The sequence below is a fragment of the Steroidobacter cummioxidans genome, assembly GCF_003104955.1.
Genome location: NZ_LSRW01000045.1, coordinates 112,662 through 129,768 on the forward strand (window position 1 = coordinate 112,662; position 17,107 = coordinate 129,768).

17 protein-coding genes are annotated in these 17,107 nt (G+C 61.5%); 14 read left to right on the plus strand and 3 right to left on the minus strand.

Features of this window, described 5'->3' with window-relative positions; translation table 11 throughout:
- Positions 1-113: 113 nt before the first annotated feature.
- The 14 genes from D0550_RS21235 (at position 114) to D0550_RS21300 (ending at position 15,105) form a co-directional block, all read left to right on the plus strand.
- Positions 114-779, plus strand: a complete 666-nt coding sequence (locus D0550_RS21235) for a peroxiredoxin (RefSeq protein ID WP_116811187.1) — start codon at positions 114-116, stop codon at positions 777-779.
- A 166-nt stretch (positions 780-945) separates the two neighbouring features.
- Positions 946-2,448, plus strand: a complete 1,503-nt coding sequence (locus D0550_RS21240) for an aspartate ammonia-lyase (protein ID WP_116811188.1) — start codon at positions 946-948, stop codon at positions 2,446-2,448.
- 31 nt (positions 2,449-2,479) lie between these two features.
- Complete coding sequence (locus D0550_RS21245; protein WP_116811189.1) at positions 2,480-3,559, plus strand: type II asparaginase; 1,080 nt, start codon at positions 2,480-2,482, stop codon at positions 3,557-3,559.
- 48 nt (positions 3,560-3,607) lie between these two features.
- Positions 3,608-4,849 (plus strand): OprO/OprP family phosphate-selective porin, encoded by a 1,242-nt coding sequence (locus D0550_RS21250; RefSeq protein ID WP_161965963.1) that lies wholly within the window; start codon positions 3,608-3,610, stop codon positions 4,847-4,849.
- A gap of 134 nt (positions 4,850-4,983) precedes the next feature.
- A complete protein-coding gene (locus D0550_RS21255; protein WP_116811191.1) occupies positions 4,984-6,183 on the plus strand; it encodes a DcaP family trimeric outer membrane transporter in 1,200 nt (399 codons plus the stop codon).
- Position 6,184: 1 nt separating this feature from the next.
- Positions 6,185-7,219: a glutaminase A gene (gene glsA, locus D0550_RS21260; protein ID WP_116811192.1), complete on the plus strand. Its 1,035-nt coding sequence runs from the start codon at positions 6,185-6,187 to the stop codon at positions 7,217-7,219.
- Positions 7,220-7,290: 71 nt separating this feature from the next.
- On the plus strand, positions 7,291-8,604 hold the full coding sequence (locus tag D0550_RS21265; RefSeq protein WP_161965964.1) for a hypothetical protein: 1,314 nt from the start codon (positions 7,291-7,293) through the stop codon (positions 8,602-8,604).
- A gap of 11 nt (positions 8,605-8,615) precedes the next feature.
- Complete coding sequence (locus D0550_RS21270; protein WP_206606450.1) at positions 8,616-9,674, plus strand: amidohydrolase family protein; 1,059 nt, start codon at positions 8,616-8,618, stop codon at positions 9,672-9,674.
- Positions 9,671-11,227, plus strand: a complete 1,557-nt coding sequence (locus D0550_RS21275; protein WP_116811195.1) for a mechanosensitive ion channel family protein — start codon at positions 9,671-9,673, stop codon at positions 11,225-11,227. Before D0550_RS21270 ends, D0550_RS21275 begins: the two co-directional genes overlap by 4 nt.
- Before the next feature lie 179 nt (positions 11,228-11,406).
- Positions 11,407-12,027: a porin family protein gene (locus D0550_RS21280; RefSeq protein ID WP_161965965.1), complete on the plus strand. Its 621-nt coding sequence runs from the start codon at positions 11,407-11,409 to the stop codon at positions 12,025-12,027.
- A gap of 10 nt (positions 12,028-12,037) precedes the next feature.
- Positions 12,038-12,697, plus strand: coding sequence for an outer membrane protein (locus D0550_RS21285; RefSeq protein ID WP_116811197.1), 660 nt, complete (start codon positions 12,038-12,040; stop codon positions 12,695-12,697).
- 14 nt (positions 12,698-12,711) lie between these two features.
- Positions 12,712-13,644 carry a helix-turn-helix domain-containing protein gene (locus tag D0550_RS21290; RefSeq protein ID WP_116811198.1) on the plus strand — a complete coding sequence of 311 codons (933 nt, stop codon included), beginning with the start codon at positions 12,712-12,714 and terminating at the stop codon, positions 13,642-13,644.
- Positions 13,641-14,477 (plus strand): hypothetical protein, encoded by an 837-nt coding sequence (locus D0550_RS21295; RefSeq protein WP_116811199.1) that lies wholly within the window; start codon positions 13,641-13,643, stop codon positions 14,475-14,477. Before D0550_RS21290 ends, D0550_RS21295 begins: the two co-directional genes overlap by 4 nt.
- A gap of 55 nt (positions 14,478-14,532) precedes the next feature.
- Positions 14,533-15,105 carry a DUF4136 domain-containing protein gene (locus D0550_RS21300; protein WP_116811200.1) on the plus strand — a complete coding sequence of 191 codons (573 nt, stop codon included), beginning with the start codon at positions 14,533-14,535 and terminating at the stop codon, positions 15,103-15,105.
- 9 nt (positions 15,106-15,114) lie between these two features.
- Here D0550_RS21300 and D0550_RS21305 read toward each other — a convergent pair whose 3' ends face one another.
- From D0550_RS21305 to D0550_RS21315, 3 genes are all read right to left on the minus strand, one after another.
- Complete coding sequence (locus D0550_RS21305; RefSeq protein ID WP_161965966.1) at positions 15,115-15,474, minus strand: response regulator; 360 nt, start codon at positions 15,472-15,474, stop codon at positions 15,115-15,117.
- Between the two features lie 111 nt (positions 15,475-15,585).
- Complete coding sequence (locus D0550_RS21310) at positions 15,586-16,011, minus strand: cupin domain-containing protein (protein ID WP_206606451.1); 426 nt, start codon at positions 16,009-16,011, stop codon at positions 15,586-15,588.
- 32 nt (positions 16,012-16,043) lie between these two features.
- Positions 16,044-17,107, minus strand: a 1,064-nt coding sequence (locus D0550_RS21315) for an MFS transporter (protein ID WP_116811210.1), incomplete at its 5' end; no start/stop codon positions are given.

Below are 17,107 nucleotides of genomic sequence, written 5' to 3' on the forward strand. Positions count from 1 at the left end.
ATGACGTCGCGATGCGTCGCAAGTGGGCCGGTTAGTGACATTTCAGTCAGCGACAGCGCCGCTGTCTTCGTTCTATAGTGACGTGCAGTCAGCGATTGAACGGGAGCAACACCATGTCACTGAGAATTGGCGATCAGGCGCCGGACTTCCAGGCGCAGACCACTAAGGGCCCCATCAAGTTTCACGAATGGCTGGGCAATTCGTGGGGCATTCTGTTTTCGCATCCCAAGGACTTCACGCCGGTGTGCACCACCGAGCTGGGCTATCTGGCGAAGCTCGAACCGGAGTTTGCCAAGCGCAACACGAAGATCCTGGGCTTGTCGGTCGATCCGGTGACGGATCACGAGCGCTGGCTGAATGACATCAAGGACGTCGGCGGCGCCGCGGTGAACTATCCGCTGATCGGCGATCACGACCTGGCGGTCGCCAAGCTCTACGACATGCTGCCTGGCGATGCCGGCACGACTTCGCAGGGCCGCACCGCTGCCACGAATCAAACCGTCCGGACGGTATATATCGTTGGCCCGGACAAGCTGATCAAGGCACTGCTCGTCTACCCGATGAGCAGCGGCCGCAATTTCGATGAAGTGTTACGTCTGCTCGATTCGATTCAGCTCACCGCGCAACACAAGGTCGCAACGCCGGTGAACTGGCAGCACGGCGAAGACGTCATCATCGTGCCGTCGGTCTCCGATGAGGAAGCCAAGCAACGTTTCCCGCAGGGTTGGAAGACCGTGAAGTCGTATCTGCGCGTCGTGCCTCAACCCCAGAAGCAGTAATCGCGCCTCGTCGGCACGCCGTCGTATGGCGTGCCGACTTCTAAACAATATGAACGGCTGAGCGCCGTCGATCTCGCCGCCAGCTGTCCGCGGTGCCCTCACTACGCATCTTATTGGTGTCGCCGCGACTCATACTTCTGCGTACCTCGGCGAGGGGAAAACGCAAATGACCCGGACAGCTCGATTCGCGACGGTCCTCGCGTGTTGTTGTCTGCCGCTCACTTCGATTGCTGCCGACGCGCAGAAAAAACAGGCGACGCAGGGAACGCGCATCGAGCATGATCTGCTCGGCGAAAAGGCGGTGCCGGCGGACGCGTACTACGGCGTGCAGACGGCACGCGCCCTGGAGAACTTCCAGATCTCCAATGTGCCGATGAACTACTACCCAGAGTTCGTCGAGGCATTCGCGATTGTGAAAGTGGCGGCGGCACGCGCCAACACGAGTGTCGGCGCGATGAAGCCGGAGCGGCTCGCGGCCATCGAGAAAGCCTACGAAGCCATCAAGGCCGGCCGCTATCGCGATCAGTTCCTGGTCGATTGGTATCAGGGCGGCGCCGGCACGTCAGCCAACATGAACGCCAACGAAGTGATGGCGAACGTCGGCCTGGTGCTCACCGGGCACAAGAAGGGCGAATACCAGTACCTCGATCCGCACGACGATCTCAACATGTCGCAGTCGACCAATGACTCCTATCCGACCGCGATCAAGATTGCCTTCATTCTGCGCAACGCGAAGGTCATCGACCAGCTGCAGCAGCTGGCGAAGTCGTTTCGTGCCAAAGGCAATCAGTACCTGGAGATTCCTAAAATCGGGCGCACGGAGCTGCAGGACGCGGTACCGATGACCGTGGGTCAGGAGTTTCATGCGTTCGGTGCGTCGCTGGAAAGCGAGATCGATCTGCTCAAGGACGCGGAGCGATACCTGTATGCGGTCAACATGGGTGCGACTGCGATCGGCAGCGGCATCAATGCGCCCAGGGGCTATGCGCAGGCCGTTGCAAAGGAGCTGGCCAAGCTCACCGGCAAGCCCATCGTGTCGGCGAGCGACTTGTTTGCCGCCACTTGGGATCAGCAGGGCTTCGTCGTGTATTCGGGGGCGCTCAAGAGCGTGGCCATCAAGCTGTCCAAGATTGCCAGCGACCTGATTCTGCTGGAGTCCGGGCCCCGCGCCGGTCTGAACGAGATCGATATGCCGGCAATTCAGCCGGGCTCCTCGATCATGCCCGGCAAGGTGAATCCGGTCATGCCCGAGCTCGTCAACATCATCGCATTCCGCGTCGTCGGCAACGACGCGGGCGTCGCGATGGCCGCGCACTCGGGTCAACTGCAACTCAATGCCTACGAGCCGCTGGTAGGCCTGGCAGTAATGGAATCGCAGCAATTGTTGGCGAGGGGCATGGACGCGCTGCGAACCAAATGCGTCGACGGCATCACGGTGAATGAAGAAGTGCTCAGCCGCTTTCTGGAGGAAACGGTGGGCATTGTCACCGCGCTGAATCCCGTCATCGGCTACGAGAAGGCCACCGAGCTGGCGAACGAAGCCTATGCCACCAACAAGGGGCTGTTGGAGATCATCCGCGAGAAGCATGTCCTGACCGAGGAACAGATCAAGGAATTGCTCGATCCGGTCAAGCTGGCGAATCTGGACAAGAGCAAATATCCACGCTGACTCGACCCCGTCGGGGAAAGGAGAGGAGGGTATGAATGCGCCACTCAGAAGCTGGGCGGGGTCGCTGATTGCACTGTTGCTCTGTGCGATCTGCTGGCAAGCGGCCGTGGCCGCGGAGCAGAGGAAGCCGCACGTGACCATTCTGGCCACGGGAGGCACGATCGCCGGAGCCGCCGAGACCGGTACTCAATCCGGCTACAAATCCGGTGCGGTGACCATCGATGCGATGCTCGCTGCCGTGCCGGGCATCGACAAGCTGGCGATCGTGAAAGGCGAGCAGGTCGCGAACGTCGGCTCGCAGGACATGTCGTTCGAGATCCTGATCAAGCTCGCCAAGCGCATCAATGAGCTCGCGCCGAGTGCCGACGTCGATGGCTTCGTCATCACGCACGGCACCGACACCATGGAAGAGTCGGCCTATTTCCTGAATCTCACCGTGAAGACCAACAAGCCGGTGGTGATGGTGGGCTCGATGCGGCCGTCGACGGCATTGAGCGCCGACGGTCCGCTAAATTTATATAACGCGGTGGGCGTCGCCGCCGATCCGAAGGCGAAGGGGCGCGGCGTGCTGGTGGTCATGAACGATCAGATTCATGGGGCGCATTCGCTCACCAAGACCAGCACCACGGCGGTCGAAACCTTCCTGTCGCCGTTGCGCGGCCTGATTGGTGTCGCCAGCTACGGCAAGAATGATTTCTACAACACGCCGCCCTGGAAACACACCACTCAGAGCGAGTTCGACATCAGCAATGTTACAAAACTGCCGCGCGTCGATGTGGTCTTTGCGGACGTCGATATGCCGGGGGATCTGATCGATTGCTCCGTCGAGCGTGGAGCGAAAGGGATCGTCATCGCGGGCGTCGGCAACGGCAACATGACCAAAGCGGCGGTGGATGCCGCGTCCAGGGCGGCTCAGAAGGGCATCGTCGTGGTTCGCAGCAGTCGCGTGCCGACCGGCTTCGTCGGGCGCAACGTGGAGCTGGACGACGACAAGCTTGGCTTCGTGGCGTCTTATGAGCTGAATCCGCAGAAGGCGCGAGTTCTGTTGACGCTGGCGCTGCTCAAGCAGCGCTCGCTATCGGATATCCAGAACCTCTACGATCTCTATTGATAGAAAAATATGCGAGTCCGCGCTCGCTGGGCATCATGCCTGTTACTGATGGCCGTGACAGACGGCGCGGCCGCAGAGGAGTCAGAACGAGCAGCGCAGACGTACGACACTCTCGAAGCTGCCGAGGCGGATGGTCCTGGGCCACGCCGTCAGCTGGTCTCGTGGAATGAATACGAGGGGCCTTATTTCACCGCGCGCCTGGGTGGCGGGTTTTTTCTTCTTACGACTACGTTTTTGCGTACTCGCAGGACCTGCGACAGCAAAGAGCAGATGACGTTGCGGCCGACCGGCATGGTGCGCGACTTTCGGCTGCTGCTCAAAGGCAAGTTTCCAAAGCTGCCACGACTCAGCTACACAGTCGGTTACATGTACGATGCCGCCGCCAAATCGTGGCGCTTCCGGCAGACGGGCTTGATGCTCGATATTCCGGAGTTCGGCGGCGACCTGTTCGTCGGCCGCACCAAGGAAGGGTTCTCGACCAACAAGGCAATGGTCGGCTATCACGGTTGGGTGAACGAGCGCTCGGCCGCGAACGACGCGTTCCTGCCCATTCTCGCCGACGGCGTGAAATGGAGCGGCGTCGGCGCCAGCGGCAAATTCGTTTACAACCTGGGCTGGTTCAAGGACACTCGTTCCGAGAACGAGTCGTTCAACCGGAACGACAAACAGTTCGCGGCGCGCGGCGTGTGGCTGCCCTTGGGCGGCGGCCAGGAGTCGCCACGTCTGCTGCACCTGGCATTGGAGTATCGCTACGGCGAATCCGACGACGGCACCTTCCGCTTCCGTTCCAAGCCAGAATCGTTCCCCGCGCAATCCTACGCGATCGATACCGGCATCTTCGCTGCCAAGCACCAGAATATGTACGGCGTCGAGTCGTACTACCGCGATGGGCCGTGGGTGTTCGGGATGGAATATTACTTCAACAAGGTGTCGGCGCCGGCATCCGGCGATCCGCTGTTACATGGCGGTGAGGTGTTCGCGGCCTGGCTGCTGACCGGGGAGACGCGTCCCTATTACGCTCGCGCTGCTTTGTTTCAAGCAGTCTCGCCGGCGCGCACGGTGTTCGAGGGTGGCCCCGGCGCATGGGAGCTGGTGCTGCGATATTCCTACGCCGATCTCGATGAAGGCTCGATTCGCGGCGGCCGGTTTCGACGCATCACGCCCATGGTCAACTGGCACCTCTCCGACAATGTGCGGCTCGAATTTGTTTATGGTTTTGGCGTGCTGGATCGTTTCGGGCTGCAAGGAAACACTCAGTTCTTCCAGACGCGCCTGCAACTTCAGATGTGACAGAGGGAACGTCGGATTTCACCAAGCGCCAGTGTCGGCATCTCACAGACCTGACTAGTTTGTATATTCGTGATGCGGCGTCATCGCGACGCGACTGTCGATGCTAGTGCAGGGGCGATGCAGGAGACGGTGGTATGCGAACGTTGCTGCTCGGAATCGCGAGCCTGTTCTTTGCGAGCGTGGCGCTTGGCGAGGAGGAAGGCGAAGCGGCGGGGTCCACCCTGGATATCTACGGCTTCGTCATGCTCGACAACGGCTACCAGTCCAAGCAGAACGATCCCAACTGGTTCGATGTGGTACGGCCGACCAAGCTGCCCGCATTCAAGGATGAGTTCGGCGCGGATCAGAACTGGTACGCCAGCGTGCGTCAGACCCGTTTCGGCGTCAAAAGCAGCACGCCGACCGGGCTCGGCGAGTTGAAGACGCTGTTCGAGTGGGAATTGTTCGGCACCGGCGTCGATGCCGGACAGACCACGTTGCGTTTGCGGCATGCCTACGGCGAGCTGGGCCAATTCGGTGCCGGCCAGACGTGGAGCCCGTTCATGGACATCGACGTGTTCCCCAATTCGCTCGAATACTGGGGACCCAACGGCATGGTGTTCTTCCGCAATGTCCAGATGCGCTGGATGCCGATCAAGGGCGATACACGGCTGACATTCGCGCTCGAGCGCCCCGGTGCGTCGGCCGATCAGGGCAGGTACGCCGACCGCATCGAGCTGCAAAACATTGCACCGCATTTTCCCTATCCGGATCTGTCCGGCGAGTTCCGGCTCGGCCGCGGCTGGGGCTACGTCGAGATCGCGGGCATCGTGCGCTATATCGAATGGCAGGATCAGCTGGTCGACCAATTCAATCTGTCCGGCAACCAAACCGGCTGGGGCGTCAACTTGAGCTCGAACATCAAGCTCGGCAACAACACCTTGCGGCTGCAGGCCGTGTACGGCGAGGGCATCGAGAACTATATGAACGATGCGCCGGCCGACGTCGGCATCAGCAACAACTTCTCCAATCCGACCCGGCCGATTCTCGGCAAGGTGCTGCCGGTGCTCGGTGTTGTTGCCTTCTTGGACATCAACTGGACCGACACCATGTCGACCTCGCTCGGTTATTCCATGGTCGATATCCACAACACCGACGGTCAGGCCGACGCTGCCTTCAAGCGGGGCGACTATGCGCTCGTGAACCTGCTGTTCAACCCCGTGGAAAAGTTCCTGTGGGGCGCCGAGGTTCAATACGGCCGCCGCGAGAATTTCCGCGACGGCTTCACCTCGGACGATCTGCGGGTGCAGTTCTCGTTCAAGTACAGCTTCGGCATGACGTTTGGAGGAGAGTGAAATGCGCTCCCGGAACGGTGGTTTCATCGGGCTGATTTCACTGCTGGCTGTGTTTGCCATGGCGCCAGTGAGGGCGCAAACGTCCGATCAGATCCAGGCGGCACTGGACGCTGCCTACGCGAAGTACAAAGACATCAAGGAGGGCAAGAATGCCGATTACATTCCCGCGCTGGCGCGCGTCGATCCAAAGATCTTCGGCATCGCGCTGGTGACCACCGACGGCAAGATCCACACCGCCGGCGACGTGAAATCGGAGGTCTCGATCCAATCGATCTCGAAAGTTTTCACCATGGCCAAGGTCATGGAGCAGCAGGGACCGGATGCCATCGTCCAGCGCATCGGCGTGGATGCGACCGGGATGCGCTTCAACTCGATCGTTGCCGTGGAGTTCGCGGAGAAAGCGCTGGGAGGGCCGGAGATCAATCCGCTGGTGAATCCCGGCGCGATCACCGCGACCAGCATGGTTCAGGGCGGCTCGCGCGATGAGGTGTGGCAGAGCATCCTCGACTTCCACTCGGCGTTCGCGGGTCGTCCGCTGCGCGTCGATCAGGAAGTGTTCGATTCGGAGGCGGCCAGCAATCAGCGCAATCAGGCGATCGGCGCGCTGATGTATGCCTACGGGTTCATCAAGGACAATCCGGGGCAAGCAGTGGATATCTATACCGAGCAGTGCGCGATCGCCGTCAATGCGAAGGATCTGGGGACGATGGCGGCGACGCTGGCGAATGCCGGCAAGAATCCCGTGACGGGCAAGCAGGTGATGAAGGTGCAAAACGTGCCGGAAGTGCTGGCCGTGATGGCGACGGCGGGACTCTACGATGACTCGGGCAAGTGGCTGTATCGCACCGGCCTGCCAGCCAAGAGCGGGGTGGGCGGCGGCATCATCGCGGTGTCGCCCGGCAAGTTTGGGATTGCGGTCGTGTCGCCGCCACTCGATGAGGCGGGCAACAGCGTGCGCGCGCAGAAGGCGATCACAGATATCTCCAACACGCTGCACGGCAATCCGTATGCACCGGTGTCGGCCAAGGCGAAGTGAGGCCCAGCGGGGGGAGCATGGGCGCAGTGCCGTCGCTTTGGGTTCGAATGTGGCGCTGGACGATGTGCTCCTTGCTGCTCCTGGCCGGCACCGCGACGGCTGAACAAAGCGATGTGCCGACCGCAGATCCCGCGATTGAAGCACAGCAAAAGCTGTTGCAGCCCGACCCCAGGCTGGCCGATGAGCGGCCCACCTGGGGCGCGCTCGACACGGCCGGTCAGGGCATCGTGCTGTTCGACTCGGACCAGTTGGGGCAAGTTGCGCTGAGCGCGTATGCACTGGTGCGCTACATCGATCAGCGTCCGGCCGTGCAGAGTTTCGTCGATCACCTGGGCAACGAGCACGACATCGATACGCGCCGGGACATCCAGTTTCATCGCGCCATGATTCATCTGAAGGGCTGGTTCTATACGCCCAAGTTTCGTTACCAGATCACGGTGTGGACCGTGATGTCGACGGACCAGACGACGCTGTATGGCTTCCTGGGTTATCAGTTCACGAAATGGTTCAACTTGTACGGTGGCATCAACACGCCGGGCGGCTCGCGCTCGGTGATGGGCTCGCATCCGTTATGGTTGGCGAACGATCGCGTGATGGCGGATGAGTACTTTCGCGGCAGCTTCACCGGCACGCTGTGGGCGAACGGTGAGATTCTGCCGGGTCTGTGGTACCACCTTGCGTTGTCCAACAACCTGAGCCAGCTCGGCATCACCGCCAGTCAGCTGACTCGCGATATCGGCACGGGCGTCGGCATGTGGTGGATGCCGACCACGCACGAGTTCGGTCCCCTGGGCGCCTACGGCGACTGGGAATATCACGAGACGCTGGCCACGCGCTTCGGCTTTTCACGCATTCGCAGCCGCGAGAATAGTCAGACGCTGCAGAACAACGAACCCGACAACACACAGGTGCGGTTGGCGGACAGTCTGCTGCTATTCAGCCCCGGCTCGCTCGCCCCGGGCGTGAGCGTGCAGAGGGCGGATTGGGAGTCTGTCTCGGTCGACGCGGGCATCAAGTACAAAGGGATGTTCCTGCAGGCCGAGTACTACTGGCGCCAGCTCGACAACTTCGCCGCCGACGGCGCGCTGCCAGTTACCAAGATCGTCGATGACGGCTTCTATGTGCAGGGCGCATTCTTTCCGATCAAGCAGAAGCTGGAGCTGTATGGCGCAACGTCGTGGGTGTTTGGTGACAAGGACGCGGGCTTCGGCGACGCGCACGAGTACATCATCGGTACGAATTATTATCCTGCGCACACACGGAAGTTGCGCGTCAACGCGCAAATCATTTACGTGGACAAATCCGCCGTCAACAGCACGTTCGGCTTCTATGTCGGCGGCCAGACTGGCCCGACTTACTCGGTCGCCGCCTCGCTGCTGTTCTAAAGAGGAAGGCCATGCGACCACTCGTCGTTCTTGCCGCGTTTGCCTCGATGGCTGTCGCGAGCTGCGCCGCCGAGGCTGCGCAGTCGAGCTACGAGCTCAACGACTCGCATTTTCATCTGACCAACTATGTGCAGGAGGGGACGGACATCCGCAAGTTCCTGCAAATCATGGGCGACCGCGTCGGGCGGGTGGCGTTGTTCGGTATTCCGCTGCAGCAGACCTGGTCATATCGAAACTCTGGCGATTTTGCGCCGACCTATTATCTGCAAACCGATTCGCCGCTCTATTACTACTCGTTCACCGACGCCTACATCGCCATGGCGTACCTGTCGTTACCCGAGCGCGATCGGGCGCGCTTCGATCCGATGATCACCGGCTTCAACCCGGCCGACATGTACGCGGTCGATCACATCAAGCGGGTGCTGAGAACGTTCCCGGGCGTGTTCACGGGGATCGGCGAGTTCACGATCCACAAGGAATTCGTGTCCTCGAAGATCGCCGGTGAGGTGCCGTCTCTCACCGATCCTGCGCTCGACCGGATCCTGGCGTTCGCTGCGGAGGCGGGGATGGTCGTCATCATTCACAACGACGCCGACAAGCCGTTTCCGCGCAAGGACCAGGAGCCGTACGACCTGCAGCAACTCTCGGCGTTGTTTCGCCGCCATCCAAGCACCAACATCATTTGGGCGCATGGTGGCGTCGGTCGCATCGTCCGACCGATCGAGAACCATCTGGAGTTGTTGAAGCGCGCATTGAACGAGCCTGGCACGTCGCACGTGTCCATCGACATCTCCTGGATCGAGACGGCGAAGTACATCCTGGCGACCCCGGAGACGACCCGGCGCGTCGCGCAGACCATCAATGAATTTCCCGATCGCTTCCTGTTCGGCACCGATGAGGTCGCGCCGACCGACCAGGAAAGCTATCTCAAGATCTATGAGATGTACCAGCCGCTGTTCGCTCAACTCACACCGCAGGTTAGCGAGAAGCTGCGCAAGGGGAACTATGAGCGGTTGTTCGATGAAGCGCGGCGTCGGGTACGCGCCTGGGAGAAGGCAAACCTGAAATGACACGCTGGAGCTTCATCATCGCCGTGCTGCTCGCGTGCGTGGGACCATTGGTGCATGCGCAGGAGGCGCCCGTCGCCGAACCGGCGACGCTGTCGTTGTGGAACAGGCCCATCGTGACTTTTCGAGCCACCGTCGACGGCGTGCCGCCGCAGCAGCGCGTGCAAAATTCCCGCAAGCGTATCGAGGAGCATCTCGCTATACAGCCCGCCGGGCGGATTGCAACGCGTGCCACCGCGATTGGCGACGTGAAAGGCATTGTGGTCACCATGGGCCCGGATGTCGCCTTCGGCTTGGTCGAGGGCGACCTCGACGCCGAGGCTGCGACGACGCTCGAGCAGGCCGCGGTGCGTGCGGCGGATCGCCTGCGTAAGGCATTGCAGGCACACGAGCAGCAACAGCGTCCCTTGGTGGTGGCGCGAGGCGTCGGGCTGACTTTGCTGGCGCTGTTGGCATTCATCGCGGTCATCAAATTGATTCTGATGGCCCGCGAATGGGCTGCCGGCCAGATCCATCGGCGGCTCCACGTGCGGCAGTGGATTGTCGGGGGCGTCGACATCCTGCCGACGCTTGCGACCGTTGAGCGCGCCACGTTCCAAGTGCTTGCGTGGGTCGCAATCGCCCTCGCTACCTATCTACTGGTGATTTTCGTGCTGCATGCTTTCCCGTATACCGAGCCGCTCGCTGAGCGTCTGGGTGGCTATATCCGAGGGCGACTCGCGGATGGCCTGACAACAGTGCTCCGGTGGTTGCCGAATATCATCGGGATCGCCGCTGTGATCTTCATGACCCGCACCATTTCGCTCTGGGCCGGGCACTTGATTGCTGAGGTGGAGCACGGCGCGCGCACCGTCTCGTGGCTGGCACAGGGGCAGGCCCGCGCGACGCGGCGCATGGCGGTCGGCCTCATCTGGATTCTGGGACTCGCAGTCGCCTACGCGCTGCTGCCCTGGTCGAACAATCCCGTCTTTCAGGGCATGAGCATCGTGCTCGGCCTCGGCGCGTCGTTGGCATCGGCGGGTTTGGTGAATCAATGGATCAGCGGCGTCGTGTTGCTGTATTCGCGTTCGTTTCGCATCGGCGACTACATCAAGCTCGGCGACCTCGAAGGCTATGTCACCGAGATGGGAGCGCTCGTGACCAAGCTCCTCACCATACATGGAGAGCAGGTCACGGTGCCGAACGCCGTCATGACCGCCGACAAGCTCATCAACTATTCGCGTCTGGGAGAGGCACAGGGCGCAGTGCTCAACATCTCAGTGCAGATCGGCTATGACGTGCCGTGGCAGCAGGTCGAGGCGCTGCTGTTGCAGGCAGCGGCGAAAACGGCCGGCGTGCGACGTGAGCCGGCTCCCGAAGTGCTGCGCTGGGAGTTGAGCGATTTCTCAGTCCAGTATTACCTGCACGTTGTTCTGGAGAGAGCCGAGCAGCGGGGCGCGGTGCTCTCGGAGTTGAACGCGAATGTCCTCGATTCGTTCGCGCTGGCGCAGGTGCAGATCATGACGCCGCACTTCGTGATTCAGCCGGAGAAGCCCGTGCTCGCCGCACCTCGCTAGAACGAATATTCAAGCGAGGCCGTGAGGAATGTACGCGCGCCACCGGCAGCTCCCGCGGTGGCGGCTGCGCCACTTTCGATCTGGGGTTGGGGCGTTGCCCGCCGTACGGACTCGCCTGCCAAGTGGCAGGACGCAACATCATCCGATCGCGCTGAAAGCCAGAAATCCGGGAGCCCATCGTGGATACATCGCTCTGGCGTTCCTTCTGTTACGCCTGCATCGCGCTCGCCGCCGCGTGCTTTTCGGCAACGGCGTCAGCGGACGACAATGATTCCGGCATCTACCTTGGCGCGGGCTGGGGGCAGTTCAACGTCAAGATCGAGAACGCGCAGGGTGTCACCGATGTCATCGGCGACATCAAGGCCGACGACAACTCGGCGTGGAAGGTGTTCGCCGGCTACCGTTTCATGAAATGGCTGGCGATCGAGGGCGACTACATCGATCTGGGCAACCCGCGCGGCACCTTCAATGCAGCGGGATCGGATGGCCACTATTCGGTGAAGCTCTCCGGCTTCGGCGCGTACGTGATCGGCACGTTGCCGATCACCATCTTCGAGCTCTCGGCCAAGGCCGGTTATTACTGGCACGATGTGAACTTGCACGTCAACTTCGACAATGTCGGCTCCGGCAACGGCAATGTCATCAATACCAGCTCCAACCGCGACGCATTCACGTATGGCGTCGGCGCCGGTGTCACGTTTATCGATCACCTCAACGTCAAGATCGAATACGAACGTTTCGATCTGGAAGACTTCAAAGATCCATACGCACTGTGGCTGACGGGCGAGTGGCGCTTCTAACGGAGATCCCATGAAAACGATGGCTGTTCTTTGTCTGTGCGTGGCGAGTCTGTTCAATGTGGCGCATGCGCAAGGTCAGCCCCGCGGCCCGGGCTGGGACATGGGCGTCGATCTCATTTATCAACTCAGCAAGGACATCAATGTCGAGGGCGGCTCGAAGGTTCGTCTGAACGACGATCTGGGCGTGGCGCTCACTTTCGGCTATCGCTTCAACGAGCACTTCGAGCTGGCATTCGCGCTCGACTGGCAGTCCATCAACTACGATGCGACGCTGCAGTCCGGGCTGGCTCCCAATCTGAGCGCCGACGTCTCGGGCGACCTGGAAGCGTTCACGCCACGCATCTGGGCCAATTACAACTTCCTGCCGGGACCCCTCACGCCCTTCGTGAACGCGGGCATCGGCTGGAGTTGGGTCGATACCAATATCCCCAACAGCCGCGTACAGGTGGGCTGTTGGTGGGATCCCTGGTGGGGCTACATCTGCACGCCGTATCAGAGCACCAAGTCCATCGACGATTTCGTCTATCAGGCCGGTATCGGCGGACGCTGGGACTTCCCGAACGGCTTCACGCTGCGACTGGCCTACGAGAAACATTGGTTCGACTACAGCAAGGCCACCAGCACGCCGGACTTCGATCAGTTCAAGCTCGGTTTCGAGTATCGCTACTGATCCGCGACCGCCTCGTGACACGCATTCATGCCCATGGTCTGGACGAGGCGGCTGAGCAGCTCGCTCCATTCATTAGCGTGCACTACGTGCAGCTGGAGCGCGGCATGGCCTGCTCATCCGGCGAGTTCGCAGCGTTCGAACCAATGGCGGTCGGTCATGCGAGCGCGGATCGTCACAAGGTCGAGTGGCTCGATGTTCCTGCCGGCAGAGTGCTCATGGTCGTGCCGATTCGGGGACGGGCGCGAGCCGGCACGGCCAGCATCGGGCCCGGGCAGGTCATCGTCGCGCACGGCCCGACGCAATTGGTCGCGTGCACCGACCGGGGATATGCGGCGTGGTTCGTCTCGATGCCCGATCGAGACGGCGGACTCGGTGGTCAGGGCATTCGTTTCCTGCGTGCCTCGGCATCCAGAATAGAAGCGTTCGATAGCTGTGCGCGACGGGTGATCGATGCAGCGCAGGGCGGCCCATCGGCAGGGTCGCTACTGGGCATTTGTGACGCATGGCTGCGCCAGGCGACTGACGAGGATGTCGCTGTGACAGCTGCGACCGCCCGATGTCAGGCTGCGGTCCGGGCGCGGCAATACATCGATGAGCATCTGGATCGGCCTCTGACGCTCGCCAGTGTCTGTCAAGCCAGCTACTCGAGCCCGAGGGCACTGGAATATGGCTTCCGGGAAATCTTTGGCGTCTCGCCCATCACATATATTCGCTGCGCACGATTGTCCCGCGTGCGCCGGGAGTTGTATTCGTCGCCGTATACCAGCGGCAAGATCACTCAGCTGGCTCTGCAATGGGGCTTCTGGCACTTGAGTCAGTTCTCGAAGGACTACTTCGACCTGTTCGGCGAGCTGCCGTCGATTACGCTCGGGCGCGCGAGTGGCCGCGCCCGCAGTAACAGTTGCGACTGTGTCGTGACCACGAACCGCGTCGCGGAGCAGCTGTGAGACTGCTGATCGTCACGCTGCTCGTTGCCATCGCGACCGCGAGCCCCGCGCAACGTACGGCGCCGAGCGCCTCGGACAAGCTCGAGATGTCGACGCCGGCGAGCAAGTCCGAGCGACGCTTTTTCGAGCTCGTCGTAATGCGCGCGACAGCCATCGATCTGGCGCTCGGGCCCATACTGAACGGGACGGGTGAGAAGATCATTGTCGACTTCGCCCGTCGCGACGATGACACCTATCCGCGCGACGGTCCGATGGCCTACGATCCGGAGCGACATACCTTGATCTTCCGCCGCAGCCTGGTCAGCTCGGTCACCCGTGGGGTGAAATCCTGGGCCAAGGCGTACTGGCCTTACTATAAAAACGCCGAGATTCGCGCGCTGCTGCCGATCATCGAGCTCATCGACGATGCGCTGTGGATGACTCACTTGCAGGAAGCCGCGTATCGCAAGGGGCTCTCCTGGCCGAACCAGGATTGCGCGTCCCTGGAAATCGAGAAGCGGCTGGGCTGCGAGATGCTGGTCTATGGCGTCGAGGCGTCGCGTCGTCAGGCGCAGCCCTTCTTCAACTCCAATCGAATCGATCTGATCTGGCCGGAAAACCTGCAGGAGCAGGGTGCCCGCAACTGGCGTCCGGGCGATGTCGCGTATCGCGATGTTCAGCAACTGGGTGGATCGATGCTGCTACGTCCGCTGATTGCGGAGTTCGGCGTGCCGCGGGTCCTGCAGTACATAGCGCAGACGCCATTTTCTATAAAAGACGGCAACGTGCGCGCCTCGGCGCAGCGTTATCAGGAGCAGGCGCGGCTGGCACTGACGGCGAATGCGATAAATTGATAGCTCGCCGCAGTACCCGAATCGATCATGCCCGACACGGGCAACGGGGTCGGCCATGAACGCGGTAAAGACGATCGTGAGATACGGGGTGATGATCGCCGTGGCGTTGCTGGCGGCGTGTGCCAGCAAGCCAACCATTCGCTCCAACACCGATCCAGCGGCGGACTTCTCGAAGTATCAGACCTACGGTTTCTTCGATGAGGTGACCGGGCGCGCGCCTGCTTACGACTCGTTTGCGACGCGCTATATCAAAGCGGCGATCGATCGTGAGATGCAGCTGCGCGGCTTCAAAAAGAGCGACAATCCACAGCTGCTGGTCAACATCCACGTGCAGACCAAGGAGAAGGTGCAGGTTACCGAGATGCCGACCGGCGGCGGTTACTATGGCTATCGTTATGGCATGTACGGCTGGGGCGCTGGAGTTTCCACCACCGTGGACAACTACACTGAGGGAACGCTCAATGTGGATGTCGTGGACAACGCAACGAGCCGCCTCGTGTGGGAGGGCATCGCGGTTGGCCGCATCAACGACAAGGCGCGCAACAATCCAGAGCCCGCCATCAACGAAGTCGTCCGGCAGGTGTTCGAGCGCTTTCCGAGGCAACCCGCCCAGCAGCCCAATCCATGACGGGACGGCTCACCGTCGCAGCACGGTCTCGATAGCGTCGAGGATCTGCGCCGTGGGGCACGGCTTGACCAGCACCGCGGCGAACAACTGCAATTTCTCGTCCCATTCCGGCGGCGTTGCGGTCAGCGCGATGATGGGGATGTGCGCGAGCGACTGCTTCTCCTTGATGTCACGGGCGGCTTCCAGTCCGCTGCCGTTGCGCAGGTGCAAGTCCATCAATATGACATCCGGCGTCAGCGCCGTGGCCTGCTGAAGTGCGCCGGCCGCGCTGCTGGCAGAAAACGCGGTGTAGCCGCGAGTGATCAGCAAGCGCAGCGTGCTGGCACGCAAGCTGTCATCGTCGTCCACGACGAGTATTACATCACTCAAGATTGCCACCCTGGGCGAGACGCGCCTGCAAAGGAGCGGCGATCTATATGACGGCCTGCCGCCGGCGCCCGCCATCCGTAAGGCGGGGCGGAATCGAGTCATTTGCCGCTGCTAGGGATTGGCGTCGCCGGGCGGATGCTCGGCAAACCACTCGACGATCGACGGCAGGTGGCTTTCGAAGCCACCGGGCACATTGATGCTCATGAATCCCACGCGCGCGCTGCTGCGATTCTGGAAATCGTGGGAGGTGCCGCCCGGGATCAGGATGTATGAGCCGCGCTCGGCCTGCGACCACGCTCCATCGAAGCACACGCTCAGTTCGCCGTCGATCACATAATAGACGTGATCTTCCGGATGCTCATGCGCTCCCGGACCGGTGGTGTTCGGCTCGAGCCACCACTCGGAAATCGAATACTTCGTCTCGGTCTCGTCGCCGTCGGCCTTGAAGATCGCGCGCATCCTGCCCATCGGATAAACGCGACCCTGTCCCGGCGCCACTATGGTGGCAGTCCGAGGAAGTTTCTTGGCTGGATCCATTGAACGTCTCCGACGCAGCGGAAGTCCGTGATTCAGCGATCCTGCACCATTTGCCTGTTGATATACAGCGCCACGAGCGTGCCGACTGCGCCGGACAGCAGATAGGCGCCCGCGAAGCCCAGGCCGAAGCGGCTGGACAGTTCGAGCGCAACCCAGGGGGCGAAGCCGGCGCCGAACAACCAGGCGAGATCCGACGTGATGGCGGAGCTGGTGTAGCGGTAGTTCAGCTGGAAGTTCGAGGCTACCGCGCCCGAGGCCTGGCCGAAGGCGAGGCCGAGCAGCAGGAAGCCGGAGATCATGAACACCAGTTCGCCGAACTCACCGGCGGCCAGCAATTGCGGAGCAAAGCCGCTGTACGCTGCGATGGCCGCTGCGGTACCGGCGAGCAGGGTGCGACGACCGACGCGATCGGCGAGCCAACCGGACGCGATGATGGCGGCGACACCGAATGCGGCGCCGATAGCCTCGATCACCAGAAAGCGTGCCGGACCCTCCTGCGTGTACAGAAACACCCACGACAGCGGGAACACGGTCACCATGTGAAACAACGCGAAGCTGGCGAGCGGGGCGAACGCGCCGATGACGATGTTTCGTCCGCCGTGACGCAATGTTTCCAGGATGGGCTGCGGCTGCAGCTCGCGCGTCTCGAACAGCTTTGTATATTCCGGCGTGACCACGATACGCAGGCGGGCGAACAGCGCCACGACGTTGATGGCGAAGGCCACGAAGAACGGATATCGCCAGCCCCAGCCGAGGAAGTCTTCGGCAGACAGATGCGCGATGATGTAGGCGAACAACGCGCTTGCGACCATCAAGCCGAGCGGGGCGCCCAGCTGTGGAATCATCGCGTAGTAGCCGCGCCGTCTCTGGGGCGCGTTCAAGGCGAGCAAAGAGGCGAGACCGTCCCACGATCCGCCCAGCGCCAGACCCTGACCGATGCGCAAGGCGCCTAGAAAATAGGCGGAGGCGACGCCGATATCCTCATAACTGGGGATAAAGGCGATCGCCACCGTCGAAGTTCCAAGCAGGAACAGCGCGATCGTGAGCTTCATGCCACGGCCGTAGGTGCGGTCGATGGCGGTAAAAATTACGGTAC

Excerpts from the sequence above, each read along its gene's own strand:
- D0550_RS21275 (WP_116811195.1), top strand. The coding sequence starts at position 9,671 with ATGACACGCTGGAGCTTCATCATCGCCGTGCTGCTCGCGTGCGTGGGA.
- D0550_RS21310 (WP_206606451.1), bottom strand. The coding sequence starts at position 16,011 with ATGGATCCAGCCAAGAAACTTCCTCGGACTGCCACCATAGTGGCGCCG.
- D0550_RS21250 (WP_161965963.1), top strand. The coding sequence starts at position 3,608 with ATGGCCGTGACAGACGGCGCGGCCGCAGAGGAGTCAGAACGAGCAGCG.
- D0550_RS21240 (WP_116811188.1), top strand. The coding sequence starts at position 946 with ATGACCCGGACAGCTCGATTCGCGACGGTCCTCGCGTGTTGTTGTCTG.
- D0550_RS21270 (WP_206606450.1), top strand. The coding sequence starts at position 8,616 with ATGCGACCACTCGTCGTTCTTGCCGCGTTTGCCTCGATGGCTGTCGCG.
- D0550_RS21235 (WP_116811187.1), top strand. The coding sequence starts at position 114 with ATGTCACTGAGAATTGGCGATCAGGCGCCGGACTTCCAGGCGCAGACC.
- D0550_RS21245 (WP_116811189.1), top strand. The coding sequence starts at position 2,480 with ATGAATGCGCCACTCAGAAGCTGGGCGGGGTCGCTGATTGCACTGTTG.
- D0550_RS21255 (WP_116811191.1), top strand. The coding sequence starts at position 4,984 with ATGCGAACGTTGCTGCTCGGAATCGCGAGCCTGTTCTTTGCGAGCGTG.
- D0550_RS21285 (WP_116811197.1), top strand. The coding sequence starts at position 12,038 with ATGAAAACGATGGCTGTTCTTTGTCTGTGCGTGGCGAGTCTGTTCAAT.
- D0550_RS21300 (WP_116811200.1), top strand. The coding sequence starts at position 14,533 with ATGAACGCGGTAAAGACGATCGTGAGATACGGGGTGATGATCGCCGTG.
- glsA (WP_116811192.1), top strand. The coding sequence starts at position 6,185 with ATGCGCTCCCGGAACGGTGGTTTCATCGGGCTGATTTCACTGCTGGCT.